The 20,386-nt window shown below is 31.1% G+C and carries 20 protein-coding genes and 1 rRNA gene; 8 read left to right on the top strand and 13 right to left on the bottom strand.

Annotation, left to right across the window (positions count from 1 at the left end):
- Positions 1-52: 52 nt before the first annotated feature.
- The 13 genes from LGK97_RS12765 to rpmH all read right to left on the bottom strand — a co-directional run bounded on the left by LGK97_RS12765 (position 53) and on the right by rpmH (position 10,003).
- Complete coding sequence (locus LGK97_RS12765; protein WP_226260161.1) at positions 53-310, bottom strand: YkuS family protein; 258 nt, start codon at positions 308-310, stop codon at positions 53-55.
- Positions 311-439: 129 nt separating this feature from the next.
- Positions 440-943 carry a DUF4446 family protein gene (locus tag LGK97_RS12760; RefSeq protein WP_226260160.1) on the bottom strand — a complete coding sequence of 168 codons (504 nt, stop codon included), beginning with the start codon at positions 941-943 and terminating at the stop codon, positions 440-442.
- A 170-nt stretch (positions 944-1,113) separates the two neighbouring features.
- Positions 1,114-1,962 (bottom strand): ParB/RepB/Spo0J family partition protein, encoded by an 849-nt coding sequence (locus tag LGK97_RS12755; protein WP_226260159.1) that lies wholly within the window; start codon positions 1,960-1,962, stop codon positions 1,114-1,116.
- Positions 1,959-2,735, bottom strand: a complete 777-nt coding sequence (locus LGK97_RS12750) for a ParA family protein (protein WP_226260158.1) — start codon at positions 2,733-2,735, stop codon at positions 1,959-1,961. Before LGK97_RS12750 ends, LGK97_RS12755 begins: the two co-directional genes overlap by 4 nt.
- A gap of 128 nt (positions 2,736-2,863) precedes the next feature.
- Positions 2,864-3,643, bottom strand: coding sequence for a nucleoid occlusion protein (noc, locus tag LGK97_RS12745; protein ID WP_226260157.1), 780 nt, complete (start codon positions 3,641-3,643; stop codon positions 2,864-2,866).
- 130 nt (positions 3,644-3,773) lie between these two features.
- Positions 3,774-4,493: a 16S rRNA (guanine(527)-N(7))-methyltransferase RsmG gene (rsmG, locus tag LGK97_RS12740; RefSeq protein WP_226260156.1), complete on the bottom strand. Its 720-nt coding sequence runs from the start codon at positions 4,491-4,493 to the stop codon at positions 3,774-3,776.
- Positions 4,494-4,538: 45 nt separating this feature from the next.
- Entirely contained in the window at positions 4,539-6,422 is a 1,884-nt protein-coding gene (gene mnmG / locus LGK97_RS12735; RefSeq protein WP_226260155.1) for a tRNA uridine-5-carboxymethylaminomethyl(34) synthesis enzyme MnmG, read from the bottom strand.
- A 7-nt stretch (positions 6,423-6,429) separates the two neighbouring features.
- On the bottom strand, positions 6,430-7,806 hold the full coding sequence (mnmE, locus tag LGK97_RS12730) for a tRNA uridine-5-carboxymethylaminomethyl(34) synthesis GTPase MnmE (protein ID WP_226260154.1): 1,377 nt from the start codon (positions 7,804-7,806) through the stop codon (positions 6,430-6,432).
- 95 nt (positions 7,807-7,901) lie between these two features.
- Complete coding sequence (jag, locus tag LGK97_RS12725) at positions 7,902-8,528, bottom strand: RNA-binding cell elongation regulator Jag/EloR (RefSeq protein ID WP_226260153.1); 627 nt, start codon at positions 8,526-8,528, stop codon at positions 7,902-7,904.
- 46 nt (positions 8,529-8,574) lie between these two features.
- Positions 8,575-9,189, bottom strand: coding sequence for a membrane protein insertase YidC (gene yidC, locus LGK97_RS12720; protein WP_413228437.1), 615 nt, complete (start codon positions 9,187-9,189; stop codon positions 8,575-8,577).
- Between the two features lie 68 nt (positions 9,190-9,257).
- A complete protein-coding gene (yidD, locus tag LGK97_RS12715) occupies positions 9,258-9,467 on the bottom strand; it encodes a membrane protein insertion efficiency factor YidD (RefSeq protein ID WP_226260151.1) in 210 nt (69 codons plus the stop codon).
- Positions 9,430-9,816, bottom strand: a complete 387-nt coding sequence (gene rnpA / locus LGK97_RS12710; protein WP_226260150.1) for a ribonuclease P protein component — start codon at positions 9,814-9,816, stop codon at positions 9,430-9,432. Before rnpA ends, yidD begins: the two co-directional genes overlap by 38 nt.
- Positions 9,817-9,868: 52 nt before the next feature.
- Positions 9,869-10,003 (bottom strand): 50S ribosomal protein L34, encoded by a 135-nt coding sequence (gene rpmH / locus LGK97_RS12705; protein WP_164957317.1) that lies wholly within the window; start codon positions 10,001-10,003, stop codon positions 9,869-9,871.
- Positions 10,004-10,549: 546 nt separating this feature from the next.
- On the opposite strand from rpmH, the gene dnaA reads away from it, so the two are divergent.
- The 8 genes from dnaA to LGK97_RS12665 all read left to right on the top strand — a co-directional run.
- Complete coding sequence (gene dnaA / locus LGK97_RS12700; protein WP_226260149.1) at positions 10,550-11,902, top strand: chromosomal replication initiator protein DnaA; 1,353 nt, start codon at positions 10,550-10,552, stop codon at positions 11,900-11,902.
- Positions 11,903-12,172: 270 nt separating this feature from the next.
- Positions 12,173-13,282: a DNA polymerase III subunit beta gene (dnaN, locus tag LGK97_RS12695; RefSeq protein ID WP_226260148.1), complete on the top strand. Its 1,110-nt coding sequence runs from the start codon at positions 12,173-12,175 to the stop codon at positions 13,280-13,282.
- Positions 13,283-13,325: 43 nt separating this feature from the next.
- Entirely contained in the window at positions 13,326-13,532 is a 207-nt protein-coding gene (yaaA, locus tag LGK97_RS12690; protein ID WP_226260147.1) for a S4 domain-containing protein YaaA, read from the top strand.
- A gap of 116 nt (positions 13,533-13,648) precedes the next feature.
- Positions 13,649-14,740, top strand: a complete 1,092-nt coding sequence (gene recF / locus LGK97_RS12685; protein ID WP_226260146.1) for a DNA replication/repair protein RecF — start codon at positions 13,649-13,651, stop codon at positions 14,738-14,740.
- A 40-nt stretch (positions 14,741-14,780) separates the two neighbouring features.
- A complete protein-coding gene (gene remB / locus LGK97_RS12680; RefSeq protein WP_226260145.1) occupies positions 14,781-15,044 on the top strand; it encodes an extracellular matrix regulator RemB in 264 nt (87 codons plus the stop codon).
- A 21-nt stretch (positions 15,045-15,065) separates the two neighbouring features.
- The gene (gyrB, locus tag LGK97_RS12675; protein WP_226260144.1) at positions 15,066-16,973 is read left to right on the top strand and encodes a DNA topoisomerase (ATP-hydrolyzing) subunit B; all 1,908 of its coding nucleotides are present in this window, start codon (positions 15,066-15,068) and stop codon (positions 16,971-16,973) included.
- A 94-nt stretch (positions 16,974-17,067) separates the two neighbouring features.
- A complete protein-coding gene (gene gyrA, locus LGK97_RS12670) occupies positions 17,068-19,644 on the top strand; it encodes a DNA gyrase subunit A (protein ID WP_226260143.1) in 2,577 nt (858 codons plus the stop codon).
- Positions 19,645-20,065: 421 nt separating this feature from the next.
- Positions 20,066-20,386: ribosomal RNA gene (locus tag LGK97_RS12665) — 16S ribosomal RNA — on the top strand; the annotation flags it as partial.

The following is a 20,386-nucleotide window of genomic DNA, read 5'->3' as shown; positions in this document are numbered from 1 at the left end:
ATAGTTTGTACCTATTATTTAAGTAACTCAATATTATATAAAATATCTATTTTTAAAATATTGAACTATAAACTCTGTTACATAATATATATTCTATTTCATCAATAGTCTTGCTCCCACTATCAATAATTAAAGTCCCTTCCCTTTTTATATTGTTTTGCATGTTTAAATTTACAAGTCCACCATTTTTAAGATTGCATATTATTGCCTCACAATAAACATTATTATCCCTGTTATTTATAACTGTATAACCTCTTTTAACTAATTCCTCTTGCAGACATTGAAGCTCTTGTGAAACACATATTACCATAAAAAAACCTCCTTTGTTTTTAGTTTTCCACAAAAGAGATTTTTTATTACATCATTACTATATTATTTTATTGTTTTGACCTTATTTATTATTTTAATTTTACTTATTAGTGCTCTTTTACCTATAGCTTTATCTTTTTAACCCTATTGTCTGTCCTAGTACTTTCTTTTCTTCCTCAGACAAATCATACCTGGATATCCCCTTGTCTATTGGTTTTGCATAAGTAGTACTCTCATTTCTACCATAGATACTTGTTAATATAAAACCGTCATGCTTTCCATCAAGCAACGCTATTGAAAAACTTAAATCGCTTCCAACATCTTCAAAGGCCTTATATCTAATTATTGAAGTTTTTTGTACACACAAATTCAATTTTTCATGTATTTGCTCATACATTCTTTTCACACTTTCATTATCTTCTTTAACTTCATCAATTTTATCTAAGTATGATATAACCATCTCTTCTAAGTTTTTATTATTTGCACCTCTCATTAATTTTCTGTACTTAGTTTCTAATTTACTTAATGATATATGATTCATTATAACTGTTATAAGTAATATGATTACTAAGATTATAAGTGCTAATATTATATATACTTGTGCGCTATTTATAAAGCTAGTTATGCTCTGCATTATTAATTACATCCTCTCTACTATGTTTCACGTGAAACATTATTCATCATCTACGATGCTGCAATATTAACAACTTCAGAAGGAGATTAATACTCCCGTTCAAGTTTTGTCTTTGCTATGGCATGTACTTCCACTTAAAGGAAGTCGAATGCCTTCCTTCTGAAATGTCGTTATATGTTTAAAACCTCTAAGATTCTTTCAAAGTCTTCTTCTGAATAATACTCAATTTCTATTTTACCTTTATTTTTATTTTTTGAATTTATAAAAACCTTAGTTCCAAAGCAATTTTCTAACTTGTTCATTATATCTTTGTAGTATACATCATTCTGATTCTTATGTACCTTTTCCTTTTTTTCTGTTCCAACGCTCTTTACTAATCTTTCTGTTTGCCTTACATTGAGACTATCATCTATTACCATTTGGGCAATTTCATATTGAAGTTGTTTATCATTTAAACCTAATATTGCTCTTCCATGACCTTCAGAAATTACTTCATCAATTAAGTAATCTTGAACTCTCTCATCTAGATTTAATAATCTCATACAATTTGCTATTGCCGTTCTTGATTTTGAAACTTTTTTACTTATTTCTTCCTGAGTAAGATTAAAATCTACCAATAGCTTCTTATATGCTATTGCTTCTTCAATAGGATTTAGGTCTTCCCTTTGAATATTTTCTATTAATGATATTTCTAATACTTCCTTATTACTTATATTCATAACAATAGCGGGTATCTCAGAAAGTCCAATACTTCTAGCAGCTCTAAATCTTCTCTCGCCTGCTATAACTACATATATATCTTCTTCCTTATTCAGTATAATGGGTTGAATCACACCATGCTCTTTTATAGATTCAGCAAGCTCTGATATCTTTTCAGGGTCAAAGTTTTTCCTTGGCTGCTCTTTGTTAGCTTTAATTAAATTCATAGGTATTTTAAAAACTGAAGAATTCTCCTCTAAAATTTCCTCTTCCGGTATTAACGCTCCTAACCCTTTACCTAATCCAAACTTCTTACTCAAATTTTATCATCTCCTTGTCTATGTAAAAATTCATTTGCTAATGCCTCATAGGCCTCTGCACCCTTACATTTATCATCATACAACATAATTGGAAGTCCAAAACTTGGTGCTTCAGCTAATCTTATGTTTCTAGGTATAGTTGTATTGTAAACCTTATCGTTGAAATATTTCTTAACTTCTAATACAACTTCATTGCATAATTTTGTTCTGTTATCATACATACTTAAAATTATACCCTCTATTTCTAATTTTTTATTTAAAGATTTTTTAACTAGTTGTATAGTATTTACTAATTGTCCTACACCCTCTAATGCATAAAACTCACATTGAATAGGTGTAAGTACACTATTTGCAGCAGTTAGAGCATTTATAGTTAAAATTCCCAATGAAGGTGGACAATCTATGAAAATATAATCGAATTCACCCTCAATTTCTTTAAGCTTTTCTTTCAATGTATTTTCCCTGTTACTTTTGTTAATGAGTTCCACCTCTGCACCTGCAAGTTCCATTGTAGAAGGTACTAAATATAAGTTATTTACTAACTCACATTCTTTTATAGTGTCCCTAATAGAAACATCTGATGTTAGTAAATCATATATTGATAAATTGACTTTTTTCTTATCAAATCCTAACCCACTTGTAGTATTACCTTGAGGATCAATATCTATGGTTAAAACTTTCTTTCCTTGCATAGCTAAATAAGAACATAAGTTTATATTAGTAGTTGTTTTACCTACCCCACCCTTTTGATTAAAAATACATATGGTTTTCATGACTACACCTGCCCTTCATAATATTATTTATATTTATGTAATTAAACTTTGTTATATAGTTTATTATATATTAATTTATATAAAATAAGAAGCATAATGTTTCACGTGAAACATTATACTTCTTATAATTAATTTTTAGGTATTCTTATGGTTACCTCTATGCTATCTTCTAGTTCCTTAGACTTATACTCTGCATTTATACCATACTTATCAAAAACTTGTTTTATGGTGTTTATGTATACCCTCGGTGAGAAGATCCCTTTAATTTTCTTTTTTCCATCAACTGCTACTTCATCTCGACGTAATTTTAATAGTTCTTTTTCAATAAGATCTTCTGTGTTTTTAACATTTAAAGATTTATTAATTATTACTTTAAGTACTTTCTTTTGCAACTTCATATCTGGCAACTTTAATAAAGCTCTAGCATGTCTCTCTGTAAGTTTGTTTTCCACCAATACATTTGTAATTTCTTTATCTAATTTTAGTAACCTTAACTTATTAGCAATAGTAGATTGTTTCTTGCCTATTGTATGTGCTAATTGTTCTTGGGTATACGAATGATCCTGTATAAGATTATAGTAAGCTAAAGCTTCTTCTAAGAAATTTAAGTCTTCTCTTTGAAGGTTTTCTAGCAGGGCAATAGCTGCTGAATCCTTATCTGTAATATCAACAATAATTACTGGAACTTGCTGAAGCCCTATTTTTTTTGCCGCCCTTAATCTTCTCTCACCTGCAACTAACTCATATCTACTTTCACCACTTTTTCTAACCGTCAATGGCTGAATTATTCCATAAATTTTTATGGATTGAGATAGTTCCTCAATTGCCTCTTCGTTAAAGTGCTTTCTAGGCTGATAAACATTTGGAGAAATCAATTCTATGGATACATAATTTACATCATTTTGCATAATATACCATCCCTCAAGTTTTTTCCTGTTCTTTATTTTACCTTTTATTAACAATTCTCTGTTTTGATATTATTTCCTTCTTTTTCTTTATCTTTTCGTGCGACAAATTATATCACTATAAATTATAACACTACAATAAAGGACTTTTAGTAACCATACCAGCTTTTCTAGGATATTTTCTATTGGTTTCAGATATCTTTTTTATTATCACTAAGTTATGATTTAAGTCACTATCTTCTATTTGTACCTTTTCAATATGTTCTACTCGTCCACCAAGTATTTTAATTGCATTTTTTGATTGTTTAATTTCCTCTTCAACCGCAGGGCCTTTCATTGCAACAAAGTAACCTCCAACCTTAACATATGGAATGCAAAATTCGCTAAGAACTGTTAAATTAGCAACAGCTCTTGAAACAGCTACATCAAATCTCCCTCTATACTCTACTTCTTGAGCAAAATCTTCTGCTCTGCCGTGAATAGCTTTGATACCTTCTAGGTTAAGTTCTTTAATTACTTCATTTAAAAACTTAATTCTCTTGTTTAGTGAATCTAATAAAACTATATTAATTTCAGGCTTCATTATCTTCATAGGAATACCTGGAAACCCTCCTCCAGTACCTATGTCTATAACGTTTTTTGCATCCTTTAGCTTATCAAATTTAAATACCTTCATAGAATCAATAAAGTGTTTTTTTACTATTTCTTCGTCCTCTTTTATGGCAGTCAAATTTACTTTTTCATTCCATTCCTTTATAAGATCTTTATATCTCATAAATTGCCCATGTTTCTTTTCGTTATATTCAAGTCCTTCGTTATTACTGGCCTTGTTTAATATATTAAAGTACTCCAAAATTTCGCCCTCCTTTCACTATCTTACAATTTCCATGAATTTTTTTTATTGTTTATTAAGCCTATTTTGTTGCTCAATATATATCATTAAAACAGTCATATCTGCGGGTGATACCCCCGATATTCTAGAAGCTTGACCTATACTTTCAGGTTTTATTTTACCTAATTTTTGCATAGCTTCTATTCTTAATCCTTTTATATTATCATAGTTTATATCCATTGGGATAATCTTCTTCTCAAACTTTTTAAATTGTTGAATTTGTTCTAATTGTTTTTGGATATAACCTTCATATTTTGAGATAATATTGATTTGTTGCTGAATATATTTGTTTAACTCAGGTCTATCTGGATCCAATTTTCCAACTATATAATAATCGAGCTCGGATCTTTTTATAAGTTCATATAAGCTAATTGGTTTTTTAAGTGGTGTAGAATTCTTAGAAATTAAAAATTCCTCAACTTCTTTCTTGTTTGTAATTTGCAAATGCTTTATTCTCTCAATTTCCTCTTCAAGTTGTAGCTTCTTTTTCTTAAATATTTCGTATCTATGTTCATTAACCAAACCAATTCCATGTCCAATTTCAGTTAGCCTTAAATCGGCATTATCTTGTCTTAATAGCAATCTATACTCCGCCCTTGAAGTCATCATCCTGTACGGTTCATTGGTTCCTTTAGTAACTAAATCATCGATTAATACCCCTATATATCCATCAGACCTTTCAATTATTAAAGGGTCCTTATTTTGAATACTAAGAGCAGCATTAATCCCTGCAATAAGACCTTGCGAGGCTGCTTCTTCATATCCCGAACTACCATTTATTTGTCCTGCTGAGAATAAACCTTTGATTTTTTTAAACTCCAAAGAGAGCTTTAACTCAGTTGAGTCTATACAATCATATTCTATGGCATAAGCCGTCCTCATAATTTCAACATTTTCAAGTCCAGGTACTGTTTTTAACACTGCCATTTGAATATCCTCTGGAAGTGAACTAGACATACCTTGAACATACATTTCATCTGTAGTCTCACCTTCAGGCTCTATAAATATCTGATGTCTTTCCTTATCTGCAAACCTCATTACTTTATCTTCAATAGATGGACAATATCTAGGACCCGTACTCTTAATTGATCCATTGTATAACGGAGACCTATGGATATTTTCTCTAATAACATTATGAGTATCTTCATTTGTATACGTTAGATAGCAATTTACTTGCTGGCGATCAACATCTCCACTTATAAAGGAAAATGGAACTACCTCTTCATCTCCACATTGCTCTTCCATTTTAGAAAAATCAACAGACCTCTTGTTTACTCTAGCTGGAGTTCCTGTTTTAAACCTTCTAAGTGTTATCCCTAATTCACTTAAGGATTTAGAAAGCTCATTTGCAGGCATTAATCCACTAGGGCCCTCATCATAAGTAAGATCTCCAATTATAACTTTTGATTTTAAGTATGTACCAGAAGCTATAACAACAGCTTTAGCATTAAAGTATGCACCATTTCTCGTAAGAACACCCTTAACCTCTCCATCTATAGCATCTATAGACACCACTTCTAATTGTCTTAAATATAAGTTTTCTTGTTTTTCTAATACACTCTTCATTCTTTGTGCATATGCATTTTTGTCAGCTTGAGCTCTCAGTGAGAACACAGCTGGCCCCTTTGATGTATTTAGCATCCTAGATTGTATATATGTATTATCAATATTTATTCCCATTTCTCCGCCAAGGGCATCTATTTCTCTTACCAAGTGCCCCTTGGCAGTCCCACCAATATTAGGGTTACACGACATTAAAGCCACGCTATCTAAATTTATAGCACAAATTAAAGTTTTAAAACCCATTCTTGCAGCTGCAAGACCTGCCTCACAACCAGCATGACCAGCACCTATTACTACAACATCAAAATTATCTGCAATGTACTTCATATTACCCCTACTTTCCTAAACAAAATTCTGAAAATATCTTATGTATAATATCTTCTTCTAAAGCCTCTCCTGTAATCTCACCTAAACTCATCCATGCATTTCGTATATCAATTGAAGCTAAATCTATAGCCGATGTGTATTCTAGTGCATTTAGAGACGTTTCCAAGTTTTCCTTTGCTCTTATTAATGACTCCTTGTGCCTACTATTAGTAACAAATATCCCTTCTGTTTTAACCTCACCATTAAAAAATAAGTCTTTTATATGATCTTTAACCTGATCTAATCCTTTGCCTGTTTTTACGGAGATATTAGTTATATATTTTGACTTTAAGTCTTTCAATTCTTCCTTCTCCATTTTACCATCTAAATCACTTTTATTTAATAGTACAATGTATCTTTTATCTTTAATATATTTAATAATTTCTCTATCTTCATTGCTTAATCTGTTACTTAAATCTAACATTAATATAACTAAATCAGCCTCATCTATCTTTTCTTTTGATTTTTCTACTCCTATTTTTTCAACTATGTCATCAGTTTCACGAATACCTGCAGTATCCACTATTTTAACTGGTATCCCTTCAATACTTATATACTCTTCTATGGCATCCCTTGTTGTTCCTGGTACATCAGTGACAATTGCTCTCTTTTCTTTTACAAGAGCGTTAAGCAGTGATGATTTTCCTACATTGGGTTTCCCAACTATAACAGTGCTTAATCCTTCCCTTAGAATCTTGCCTTCATCTGCAGTACTTAAAAGCGTATCTATTTCACCTATTATATTAGTAACATTTTCACTGACCTCTTGTGCAGTTACTTCTTCCATATCCTCTTCAGGATAATCAACAGTTGCTTCTATATGTGCAATCACACTAAGTAATTTGTTCCTTATAGTTTTTATTTCCCTGGAAATCGTACCTTCCGACTGCATAAGTGCTGCCTTCATGCTAAGATCAGTCTTTGCTCTTATTATATCTATAACAGCTTCTGCTTGACTTAAATCAATTCTACCGTTTAAAAATGCTCTTTTAGTAAATTCGCCTGGCGCAGCTATTCTTGCCCCCGCTCTAATAATCTCTTGTAGTATCCTATTGGTCCCAACTACTCCACCATGACAATTTATCTCAATTGTATCTTCAGCAGTAAAGCTTTTGGGTCCTTTCATATATGAAATAATAACCTCATCAAGCCTATTACCACTCTTATCAACAATATGACCATATCTCATGGTATACGATTTAAAATCATTAAGCTTTCTATTATTTTTACCTACAAATATACTATCTACTATATCTATAGATTTATCACCAGATACTCTGATTATAGATATGCCACCTTCGCCTATACTTGTTGCTATTGCAGCAATGGTATCAAATTCTTTCATTCAATAAGCCCTCCTATTTTTATGAGTATTTATTATTATATCCGTATTAAGTATATTATATCTAATTCATCCCTGTAAACTTAAAAAAAAAGCCCTTAGGCTTTCTTTAAATCAACTACAACTCTTCTATAGGGTTCATCACCTTCACTAAAGGTATAAATATATGAATCATTTTGAAGTGTAGAGTGTATTATTCTTCTTTCATAAGGGTTCATAGGTTCGAGTTTCAATACCCTACCACTAACTCTTACCTTATAGGCAATTTTTGATGCAAGTCTCTTTAAGGTTTCTTCCCTTTTTGCTCTATAATTTTCAGTATCTAATATAACTCTTCTATACTCTTCACTATGGTCTTTATTTACAACTAAACTTACAAGGTATTGAAGTGAGTCTAAAGTTTCTCCTCTATATCCTATTAATAGCCCCATGTTAGCTCCAATTAAATCAATCCTAATTTCATTGTTTTCTTCTTTAATTTTTACTTCTGCTTTCATATCCATGGACTGCAAAACTTCTGTAAGGAATGTTTTAGCTGCATCTAAAGAATTATTTTTAAGAGTAACTCTAATTTTAGCAGGTTTCACGCCTATAAGGTTTAAAAAACCTTTACTTCCTTCTTCGATAGTTTCAACTTCTATTTTATCTCTTGTAACATTTAATTCTGTCAATGCATTACTAATTGCATCTTCCACAGTCTTCCCCATGATTTCTATAATCTTCATATAGTAAGACACCCGCCTTTCTAAATATCAAAATTAGGCACTTATATTAAACTTTCTTTTTTGCAAACTCTGATTTATTAATAACTAAAGTTTGAATCACTTGTAATAAGTTATTTATTACCCAATAGAATACTAGTGCCCCTTTAAACTTAAGACTCATAAATCCCATAAATATAGCCATCCCAGTATTCATTGTTGATGTTTGTTTAGACTGAGCACTGTCTCCTGGTGGTTGCATAAGCTTAGATGAAAAGTATGTTGTAACAGTAGATAATACTGGTAATATATAATACGGATCAGGCTTTGCTAAATCACTCATCCATAAAAAACCTGCACCTTGCATATCTAAATTTTGAAAAACAGCATATAAAGCAAATAGAATAGGCATCTGTATAAGTAATGGTAAACACCCACCCATTGGATTTACTCCATTTTCCTTATAAAGCTTCATTACTTCTTGCTGAGCCTTTTGCGGATCACTTTTATATTTTTCTTGAACTTTCTTCATTTCTGGTTGAATAGCACCCATCTTAGCAGTTGACTTAGTTTGTTTAATACTTAAAGGCAACAAGACTAATTTTATTAGGATTGTAAAAAGAATTATTGTTAATCCAAATGATATATCAATATTTGGTATAACTGTATGTATGCCATTTTGCATAATATAAAACAACTTTTCAAGTGGTGCCGTTAAAAACTTTAAATTCAAATACAAAACCTCCTAGGTGGTTATTTAACAGGATCAAATCCACCCTTATTATAAGGATGACATCTAGCTATCCTCTTTATTCCCATAATGGAGCCTTTTACAGCTCCATACTTTTCTATTGCTTCTAAAGTATACTGTGAACATGTAGGGTAAAATATACAACACGGTCTTTTAAGCGGTGATATATATCTTCTATACGATTTGATTCCCAGTATAAGTATTTTTTTCATTATTAATTAAACCTGCCTTTTTAAGCAAATTCTTTAAAGCGCTTTCTATTTCTTTATAGTTTTTAGAATTAGAAGGGTTTCTTGCAATAAACACCAGATCGTATCCATTCTTTAACCCCTCATTGTTAAGCCTGTAACTTTCACTTATCAATCTTTTAACTCTGCTTCTAATTACGCTCTTTCCTACTTTTTTGCTTACAGAAATTCCGCATCTATTAATATTCTTACCATTTCTATAGATATACAATACTAATGATGCGTTAGAAAAAGATTTCCCTCTTCTATATACTGTTCTAAATTCAGTATTCTTTCTAATCCTATATTTCTTGACATCAATTGACTTATTCACCTTAATCGCCCTCTTCTCCGCAAATTGCAGAAAAAGGCCACATTAGCGGCCCTTATGCTGTCAATCTTTTTCTACCTTTTTGTCTTCTTCTTTGAAGAACATTTCTTCCAGAAGCACTTTTCATTCTTTTTCTAAACCCGTGCTCTTTCTTTCTTTGTCTCTTTTTAGGCTGGTAAGTCATAAACATATCTACTACACCCCCTTCTATTAATCTCTACATTATAGCAATCATCTTACAATCGCATATTTATAGTTTTACTATATGATTATATATTCACATCTCTTTAATGTCAAGATAAGCATTATTATTAATATTGTTGATATATTTTATATTTATATTCTTTTTTGTGGATAACTTCTTGAACACTGTGTTGTTTTTTGATATTATAGAACAAAGAACTGTTAATAACTTAGTTATAAGTAAAGTTATTCACAACTTGTGGACAAAACTGTGAATAACTATTGACATATTGTATAAAACTTATATTTACTTATACAGGTTTTGCTATATAAGTAGACTCATTTGGTATATAATATGTTAGTAACTTATTTTTTTATGCTGTTAATAATTTAATCCATCTTAAAACTAATAACATAGTTATAAACATGTGAATATTTTTAATGTCACTTGTCAACAGTTTATATTGTGTTAATTTGTTGTTTATAACTTTGTTTATATATTGTTTATTGTTACATAAAAAATATTTTTTTGATTTGAACTGGAGGATAGCACATGAACACCCAAATTAAAGATATCTGGGAAAAAACCTTGAACGTAATAAAAGGTGAACTTACCGAAGTTAGTTTTAATACTTGGATTAAAAGTATAGAACCTATGGTCTTAGATAATAATACTTTTAAATTAGGTGTTCCTAATAATTTTACAAAGGACATTCTTGAAAATAGATATAAGGATTTAATAATGAATGCTGTTAAATCTCTTACTTCTAAAACCTACAAAATAGAGTTTTTTATATTATCCGAGGAAGTAGCTGAAATTGAAACACCAAAAGCTAAAAAAGAAAATCAGCGGAATAATCAAATAGCTAATGATGAAATGCCTACAACCTTAAACCCAAAGTATACTTTTGATTCATTTGTCATTGGTAATAGTAATAGGTTCGCTCATGCTGCTTCTCTGGCTGTAGCTGAATCACCTGCAAAAGCATACAATCCACTCTTTATTTATGGTGGAGTTGGTCTTGGAAAAACACATTTAATGCATGCTATAGGTCATTACATATTAAATAACAACCCAAAATCTAAGGTTGTTTACGTTTCCTCTGAAAAATTTACAAATGAACTTATTAATTCTATTAAAGATGATAAGAATGTAGAGTTCAGAAACAAATACAGAAATGTAGATGTACTTCTAATTGATGATATTCAATTTATTGCCGGTAAAGAACGTACACAAGAAGAATTTTTTCATACATTTAATGATCTTCACGAAGCAAATAAGCAAATTATTCTATCTAGTGATAGACCACCTAAGGAAATACACACTTTAGAAGATAGATTACGTTCTAGATTTGAATGGGGTCTTATAGCCGATATTCAACCACCAGATTTTGAGACAAGAATTGCTATTTTGAAGAAGAAGGCGGATGTCGAAAACTTAAACATTCCAAATGAAGTAATGGTGTATATTGCCACCAAAATAAAATCTAATATAAGGGAACTAGAAGGTGCTCTTATTAGAATAGTAGCTTTTTCTTCACTAACTAATAAAGAAATTAGCGTAGACCTAGCTTCTGAAGCACTTAAAGATATTATTTCTAGCAGAAATTCAAAACAAGTAACTATTGAGCTAATACAAGACATAGTTTCTGGATATTTCAGTTTAAAAATTGAAGACTTTAAGTCCTCAAGGAGAACTAGAAACATATCATTCCCAAGACAAATCGCGATGTACTTATGCAGAAAACTTACGGATATGTCCCTTCCAAAAATCGGTGAAGAATTTGGGGGTAGAGATCATACCACTGTAATCCATGCCTGTGAAAAAATATCTACAAGTCTTAAAGAAGATGAGAACTTACAAGATACCATAGCAGAGCTAACTAAAAAGATAAGTCAGAAGTAATAAAAAACATTACTAACAAGTGTTGATACTATTTATATATAGTCCTGTGTACAAAATAATACATAAAACTTGACTGTTGATACTGTGGATAACTATGATTTTTTTTTGCATACATATCCACATTTATTGCCATGGAACATTGTTGCGTCTTAAAGCCTAGGATAGGTTACTAACATATCAACAGGCCCTACTACTATTACTACTAATTTTTTATTATTATCTTACCTATCTTTGATTAATTTCCCGTGTGGATAAGGAGGTCTTTTTTATATGAAATTTATATGTGAAAAAAATATATTACAAGAAGCAATATCAAATGTTCAAAAAGCAATTACTGGAAAATCAACTATGTCTATATTACTCGGAATACTTATAGTTGCTAAAAATGGTGAGGTTACCCTTATAGGATCTGACACTGATTTAAGTATTGAAGCTAAGATTAAGGCAGAAGTTGTAGAAGAGGGCAGCGTTGTTTTAGACTCTAAACTTTTTGGTGAAATAATAAGAAAGCTACCCAATAGCACCATAGAGATAACTTCAGCAGAAAATAATGCAATTAAAATAGTTTGCGAGAAATCCAATGCTACTATAATTCATATGAATAGCGATGACTATCCTAAGCTACCTAGTATTATAGAAAATATGGTTTTTTCAATATCTCAAAAGGTATTGAAGAATATGATGAGAGGTACTACCTTTGCAGTTGCTCAAGATGAAACAAGACCAATTCTTACAGGAGTGTTGTTTGAAATTAAAGATAGAAAACTTAATCTTGTATCACTAGATGGTTATAGAGTAGCTTTTAGAAGTGAAAGTGTTGATAGTGATTATAGTATAAATGCTGTAATTCCAGGTAAAACATTAAGTGAAGTATCAAAAATATTAGAAGAAACTGATGAATTCGTTAATATAACATTTACACCGAATCATATTTTATTTAACCTTGGAAAAACAAAAGTTGTTTCAAGATTACTAGAAGGTGAATTTATAAAATATAATTCAATAATACCAGAAGAATATAATTTAAAGATAACAGCTAAAAGATCTGAATTATTAAACTGCATAGAAAGAGCCTCCCTTATGGCAAAAGAGGGAAATACCAATCTAGTTAAATTTAATATAGAAGAAGATACCATGGTAATAACATCCAATTCTCAATTGGGAAAGTCTAGAGAGGAATTAAATATAATTTTGCAAGGAGAGCCTCTTCAAATTGCATTTAACTCTAAGTACTTAATTGAACTTCTTAAAATAATGGAAGAGGAAGAAATTATAATGGAGTTTTCTAGTGGAGTTAATCCTTGTGTAGTAAAAAACAAAGAAAAAGATAATTGTACGTATATGGTTTTACCAGTAAGAATAAGAGCGACGAATAATTAATAAATAATTTATTTATAATAATTTGAAAAAGAAGGTTTTAAAAATGAATGAGATAAAGATAGAAACAGATATAATAAAGTTAGATTCTTTTCTAAAATGGGCTGGTATAGCTAGTTTAGGATCTGAAGCAAAATTTTATATCAAAAATGAGGATATTAAATTAAATGGTGAAGTAGAAACTCAAAGAGGTAAGAAATTAGTTAAAGGTGACATCATTGAGTTTAACAATGAGTTTTATAAGATAGTTTAAAAATAAAATTATAAACTGTATATATGAATTCTATGATAAAAGGTACAATTAATTATTTATATATATATTAAATAATATAATAATATATATATGCTATAATCATAATAGGTGATAATATGCATGTAAAGTATTTACAGCTTAAGAATTTTAGAAATTATAATGAATTACTTATAGAATTGAATAAAGGTACTAATGTATTTGTAGGTGATAATGCACAGGGAAAGACAAATATTTTAGAGGCAATTTACTACTGTAGCTTAGCTAAGTCTCACAGGACAAATAGAGATAAGGAATTAATAAATTGGAATGGAACAGAAGCGTACATTAAGGTTTATGTATGTAAAACTAGATTAGATAAAAAAATAGAAATAAAGATTTTTAAAGAAGGTAAAAAAGGAATTAATATTAATTCTATAAAGGTTCAAAAGTTATCTGAACTCGTAGGAAGTTTTAATGTGATTATGTTTTCTCCTGAAGATTTAAATATTGTTAAGGAATCCCCATCATACAGACGGAAATTCTTAGATATAGAATTGTGTAAGTTAAGCAGCCGTTATTACTATAGTTTAACTCAATACAAGAAAATCCTCCTTGAGAGAAACCTGGCAATAAAGAAATGGAACACAAACATTGATATCATAGAGGTATATGATAAACAACTTAGTGAATTTGGTGCAATTATAATAAAAGACAGAATAACTTATATAGAGAAGTTAAATGAAAAAGGTAAGAAAATACACGGTGAGATAACTTCTAACAGTGAAGTTATAGACATAAAATATCTAACACCTATAAAGGATTTAGATAATATACAAGATAATTTATATTCCCTTTTGTGTAAAAACAGAAAACGTGACATAGAAACAAAAATCACATCAATAGGGCCACACAGAGATGATTTTTCTATAGATATAAATTCTATTGATGCTAGGATATTTGGATCTCAAGGCCAGCAGAGAACTTCAGTTTTAACTATTAAATTTTCGGCGCTTGCAATAATAAAAGAGCTGACAGGTGAATATCCTGTGTTATTACTTGATGATGTCCTGTCTGAGTTAGATACAAAAAGGCAAGAATATATATTAAGCTCTATAAAGGGAGTTCAAACGTTGATTACATGTACGGGGATTAATGATATAAGAAAACATTTAAATTCTGAAAGTAAGATATTCGAAGTTATGTCAGGTGAATTAAAAGAAATTACATAAGTTTAATCAATTTAGGATGAAGTAAAGAGGAGGATACCATATGTTTTTACATTTAGGAGAAAATGTAGTAGTACCTATAAACGATATTATAGGTATATTTGACATGGAAACTACTATGTATGGTTCGGACACCATACAATTTTTAAGAATGGCTGAGGAAGATGGCTTTGTAGAGAGAATAACTAAAAATGTTGCTAAATCATTTGTTATTGCTGAGGTAGATAAAAAAAGTAAGATATATATTTCGCCAATATCATCTTCAACATTATGCAAGAGAACAGAAATTGTATATTATGCGCTTTAGAGTAAGTTTAGGAGGATATACATGGATATAAATAATGTTTATGACGAAAGTCAAATACAAGTACTTGAAGGATTAGAAGCAGTAAGAAAAAGACCTGGTATGTATATAGGTAGCACTAGTATAAGAGGACTTCATCATCTAGTTTATGAGATTGTAGATAATAGTATAGATGAGGCAATGGCAGGTTTCTGTAGTAATATTAATGTTTTTATACACAAAGATAACTCTATAACAGTTGTAGATGATGGTAGAGGTATGCCAGTGGGAATACATCATAAAATGAAAATACCTACTGTAGAAGTTATAATGACTGTACTTCATGCAGGCGGTAAATTTGGTGGTGGAGCATATAAAGTGTCAGGTGGCCTTCATGGGGTTGGAGCATCTGTAGTTAATGCTTTGTCCGATGTTTGTGAAGTAGAAGTTAAAACTGGTGGAGACATATGGAAACAGACTTTTTCTAAGGGTAAAACTACTAGTACGCTTACGAAAATAGGAAAAACAGAAGAACATGGAACAAAAACATTCTTTATTCCTGATGCAGAAATTTTTGAGGAAATAGATTTTGATTATGAAATATTATCCCAAAGACTTAGGGAATTGGCATTCTTAAACAAAGGAATAAGAATAACCATTGAAGATGAAAGACAAGATAAGAAAGATGAGTTTTTTTACGAAGGAGGAATAAAATCCTTTGTAGATTATTTAAATAGAAATAAAGGCAAGATTCATAATGAACCGATATACATTGAGGGAAGTAAAGATGATTATATCGTTGAAATAGCATTCCAATACAATGATACATACACGGAAAATTTATTTTCTTTTGCTAATAACATAGATACCATAGAAGGTGGAACACATCTAGTTGGTTTTAAAACAGCGTTAACAAGAGTAGTAAATGATTATGCTAAAAAGTTTGGTTTCTTAAAAGAGAATGATAAAAACCTATCAGGTGAAGATGTACGTGAAGGTCTTACTGCTGTAATATCTATAAAGCTTACAGATCCTCAATTTGAAGGTCAAACAAAAACAAAGCTTGGAAATAGTGAAGTAAGAGGAATAGTTGATAGTATAGTTGGCGAAGCAATCAGCAATGTTCTAGAAGAAGACCCGCAACTTGGTAAAAACATAATAGAAAAATCATTGAATGCAGCAAGAGCTCGTGATGCAGCAAAAAAGGCAAGAGAACTTACAAGACGAAAATCTATACTAGAAAGTACTACTCTTCCAGGTAAGCTTGCAGATTGTGCTTCAAAAGATCCTTTAGAATGTGAAATATACCTAGTAGAGGGAGATTCAGCTGGCGGATCAGCAAAGCAAGGTAGAGATAGAAGATTCCAGGCTATACTTCCGCTTAAAGGAAAGATAATGAATGTTGAAAAACAAAGAATTGACAAGATACTAGCATCTGATGAAATTAGAAATATGATTACTGCTTTTGGTGCTGGCATAGGAAAAGACTTTGATGTAAAGAAAATTAGATATGATCGTATTATCATAATGACAGATGCGGATGTAGATGGAGCACATATTAGAACACTACTACTAACATTCTTCTACAGATACATGAAAGAATTAATAGAAGAAGGTCATGTATATGTAGCTCAACCTCCACTATATAAAGTTTCTAAAGGTAAGAAAGAGCAATATGCATATGATGATAAAGAACTTGAAAAAGTACTACTTGAAATAGGTGGAAAAGATAACAACACAGATATTCAAAGATACAAAGGTCTTGGTGAAATGGATGCACGTCAACTTTGGGATACAACAATGAATCCAGAGGAGCGAACTCTCCTTCAGGTAAATGTAGAGGATGCAATGGCAGCAGACGAAATATTTACTATTCTTATGGGTGATAAAGTAGAACCTCGAAGAGAGTTTATACATGAAAATGCTAAAAAGGTGCTTAACTTAGATATCTAGTTAAGATATTAAAGCAATTACCGTCACCTATGAAGTATAGTGGGATTACCTTTCCAAATGTAATTAAAATATTTTGTTTAAAGAGGTGTAACAGATGAGTAATGAGGGAAGAATTTTACCTATTGATATAAGAAAAGAAATGAAAAAATCATATATAGATTATGCAATGAGTGTTATCGTAAGTCGAGCGCTGCCGGACGTACGTGATGGACTTAAACCTGTCCATAGAAGAATATTATATTCTATGCATGAATTAGGTTTAACACCAGAAAAGGGATATAGAAAGTGTGCAAGAATTGTCGGTGACGTTTTAGGTAAATATCACCCACATGGTGATACTGCAGTATATGGAGCATTAGTTAGAATGGCTCAAGACTTTTCTCAAAGATGTACTTTGGTTGATGGTCATGGTAATTTTGGTTCTGTAGACGGTGATGGCGCAGCTGCTATGAGATATACAGAAGCTAAAATGAGTAAAATTACAACACAAATGCTTAGAGACATCAATAAAGAAACAGTAGATTACAAACCTAACTTTGATGGAGAAGAAAAAGAACCTATAGTACTGCCATCAAGGTTTCCCAATCTTTTAGTTAATGGATCAACAGGTATTGCAGTAGGTATGGCAACCAATATACCTCCGCACAACTTGATAGAAGTTATAGATGGGGTTTTAATGGTTATTGAAGACCCTGAAGTTACTATAAGTGATTTAATGACAAAAATAAAAGGACCAGACTTTCCTACAGCAGGAATTATTCTAGGAAGAGCAGGAATAAAAAGTGCCTATGAAACAGGAAGAGGAAGAATCCTTGTAAGAGCTAAAACAGATATAGAAGAAAATAAAGGTAGAAATTCAATAATAGTAACAGAACTGCCTTACCAAGTTAATAAGGCAAAACTTATAGAGGGTATTGCAGAGTTAGTAAAAGATAAGAAGATAGATGGAATATCAGACCTTAGAGATGAATCAGATAGAGAAGGTATGAGAATTGTTATAGAATTAAAAAGAGATGCAAATTCTAATATAGTATTAAATAGATTATTCAAACATACAAGGATGCAAGACACTTTTGGAGTTATAATGATTGCCCTTGTAAATGGAGAACCTCAAACCTTAAACTTGAAACAATGTTTAGTTCACTACTTGAACCATCAGAAAGAGGTAGTGGTAAGAAGAACTCAATTTGATCTTGATAAAGCATTAGCTAGAGCTCATATCTTAGAAGGACTAAAAATTGCATTAGACCACATTGATGAAGTAATTCGTTTAATAAGAGCAGCAAAAGGTATTAGTGAGGCTAAAGAGAACTTAATGAATGGGTTTAATTTGTCAGAAAAACAAGCTACTGCTATTGTTGAAATGAGACTTGGAAGACTTACAGGACTAGAAAGAGATAAAATTGAAGAAGAGTTTAACGAAATAATTAAATTAGTTAATTATTTAAGAGGGATTCTAGCTGATGAGTCAATACTTCTTAGCATAATTACTGAAGAACTTATAGAAATTAGAAATAAATATGGAGATACTAGAAGAACAGCAATAGAAAAAAATCCATATAGCATAGATGAGGAAGACTTAATCCAAGAGGAAGATGTTGTAATAACTCTAACTCATGCAGGATATATAAAGAGGCTTCCAGCTGATACTTACAGCGCTCAAAAAAGAGGGGGAAGGGGAATACAAGGTGTTACTACAAAAGAGGATGACTTTGTAGAACATATCTTTATAACCTCTACTCATAATAATCTTTTATTATTTACTAATAAGGGAAAAGCATTTAGATTAAAAGCATATGAAATTCCTGAAGGTGGAAGAACAGCTAAGGGTACAAATTTAGTAAATATAATACCTATAGGAAATGATGAAAAAATTCAAGCAGTTATATCTCTTAAAGAATTTACTGAAGATAATTATCTTATCATGGGAACAAAGCAGGGTTTAGTTAAGAAAACATCACTTGATAAGTATTCTTCTATAAGGAAGAATGGATTAAATGCAATTAACTTAAGAGAAGATGATGAATTAATTGGAGCAGCAATAACTACAGGAGATAGCGAAATGCTATTTGTTACAAGAAATGGTTACTCTATAAGATTTAGTGAAAAGAATGTACGTGGCATGGGAAGAACAGCTACTGGAGTTAAGGCATTAACCTTAAGACAAGAAGACATTGTAGTTTCTATGAATATTGTTACACCTGAAGAAGAGCTTTTAGTTATAAGTGAAAATGGCTTTGGAAAAAGAACTTTAGTTTCAGAGTACTCACTTCAATATAGAGGCGGTAAGGGGGTAATAACTTATAAGGTATCAGAGAAGACTGGTAAACTTGTAGGTGCTAGAGTAGTAAGAGATGGAGACGAAATAATACTTATAAACAGTAATGGTATTGTTATAAGATTAAATGTGTCCGGGATATCTACTACAAGTAGAAATACCATGGGAGTTACCTTAATGAAGAGTGGAGAAGGGGATAATATAGTTGCTATAGCTAAAATAAATTGTAGTGATGAAATTAATGCGGATGAAAACCTGATCCAAGAAGACATTGAAGGAAATTGCTCAAAGGATACTTATGAATTAGAGGCTACTAACGAAACAATAAACGAATTGCAACATGAAGAAGTAAATGAAATAGAAGATCAAACAATCAATGAAATAGAAGATTAAAGTATCAAGGCACTTATTTGAAATAATTTCGAATAAGTGCCTTTTTAAAAATTGAATCTAATTATATATTAAAGAATCTAATATACCTAACCTAGTGTATCTTTATCAGTAAGTAAGAGAAATATAAAGATATACTTAGATATATAAGGTTAAACTATAAAAAATAAGGCTTTCTCAAAATACGTTAGCAAATAGATTTGGTACAATACTCCTTGTCGTCACATGATGACAAAACAAATTGGTCTTTGAAAATTAAACAGAGAAATAGGTAAAGAAACGAAATAATATTTCGTTAAACCAGTTAATTACTTTAGCAAAAAGTAATTCTTAGTTGCAAGACTAAGAGAATTGTAATGAGCTTGCTAACCAGCCTAACAGTTGGCGCAGATTATAACATTTCAAATTAAAAAGTGTAAACTTTTAAATTGAGAGTTTGATCCTGGCTCAGGACGAACGCTGGCGGCGTGCCTAACACATGCAAGTCGAGCGATGAAACCCTTCGGGGTGGATTAGCGGCGGACGGGTGAGTAACACGTGGGTAACCTGCCTCAAAGAGGGGAATAGCCTTCCGAAAGGAAGATTAATACCGCATAATATGTTTTAATCGCATGATTTTAACATCAAAGGAGTAATCCGCTTTGAGATGGACCCGCGGCGCATTAGCTAGTTGGTGAGGTAACGGCTCACCAAGGCGACGATGCGTAGCCGACCTGAGAGGGTGATCGGCCACATTGGAACTGAG

Source organism: Clostridium sp. CS001, from assembly GCF_020443565.1.
Lineage (GTDB): Bacteria > Bacillota > Clostridia > Clostridiales > Clostridiaceae > Clostridium_AD.
This window is presented reverse-complemented; position numbering and strand designations above follow the sequence as displayed.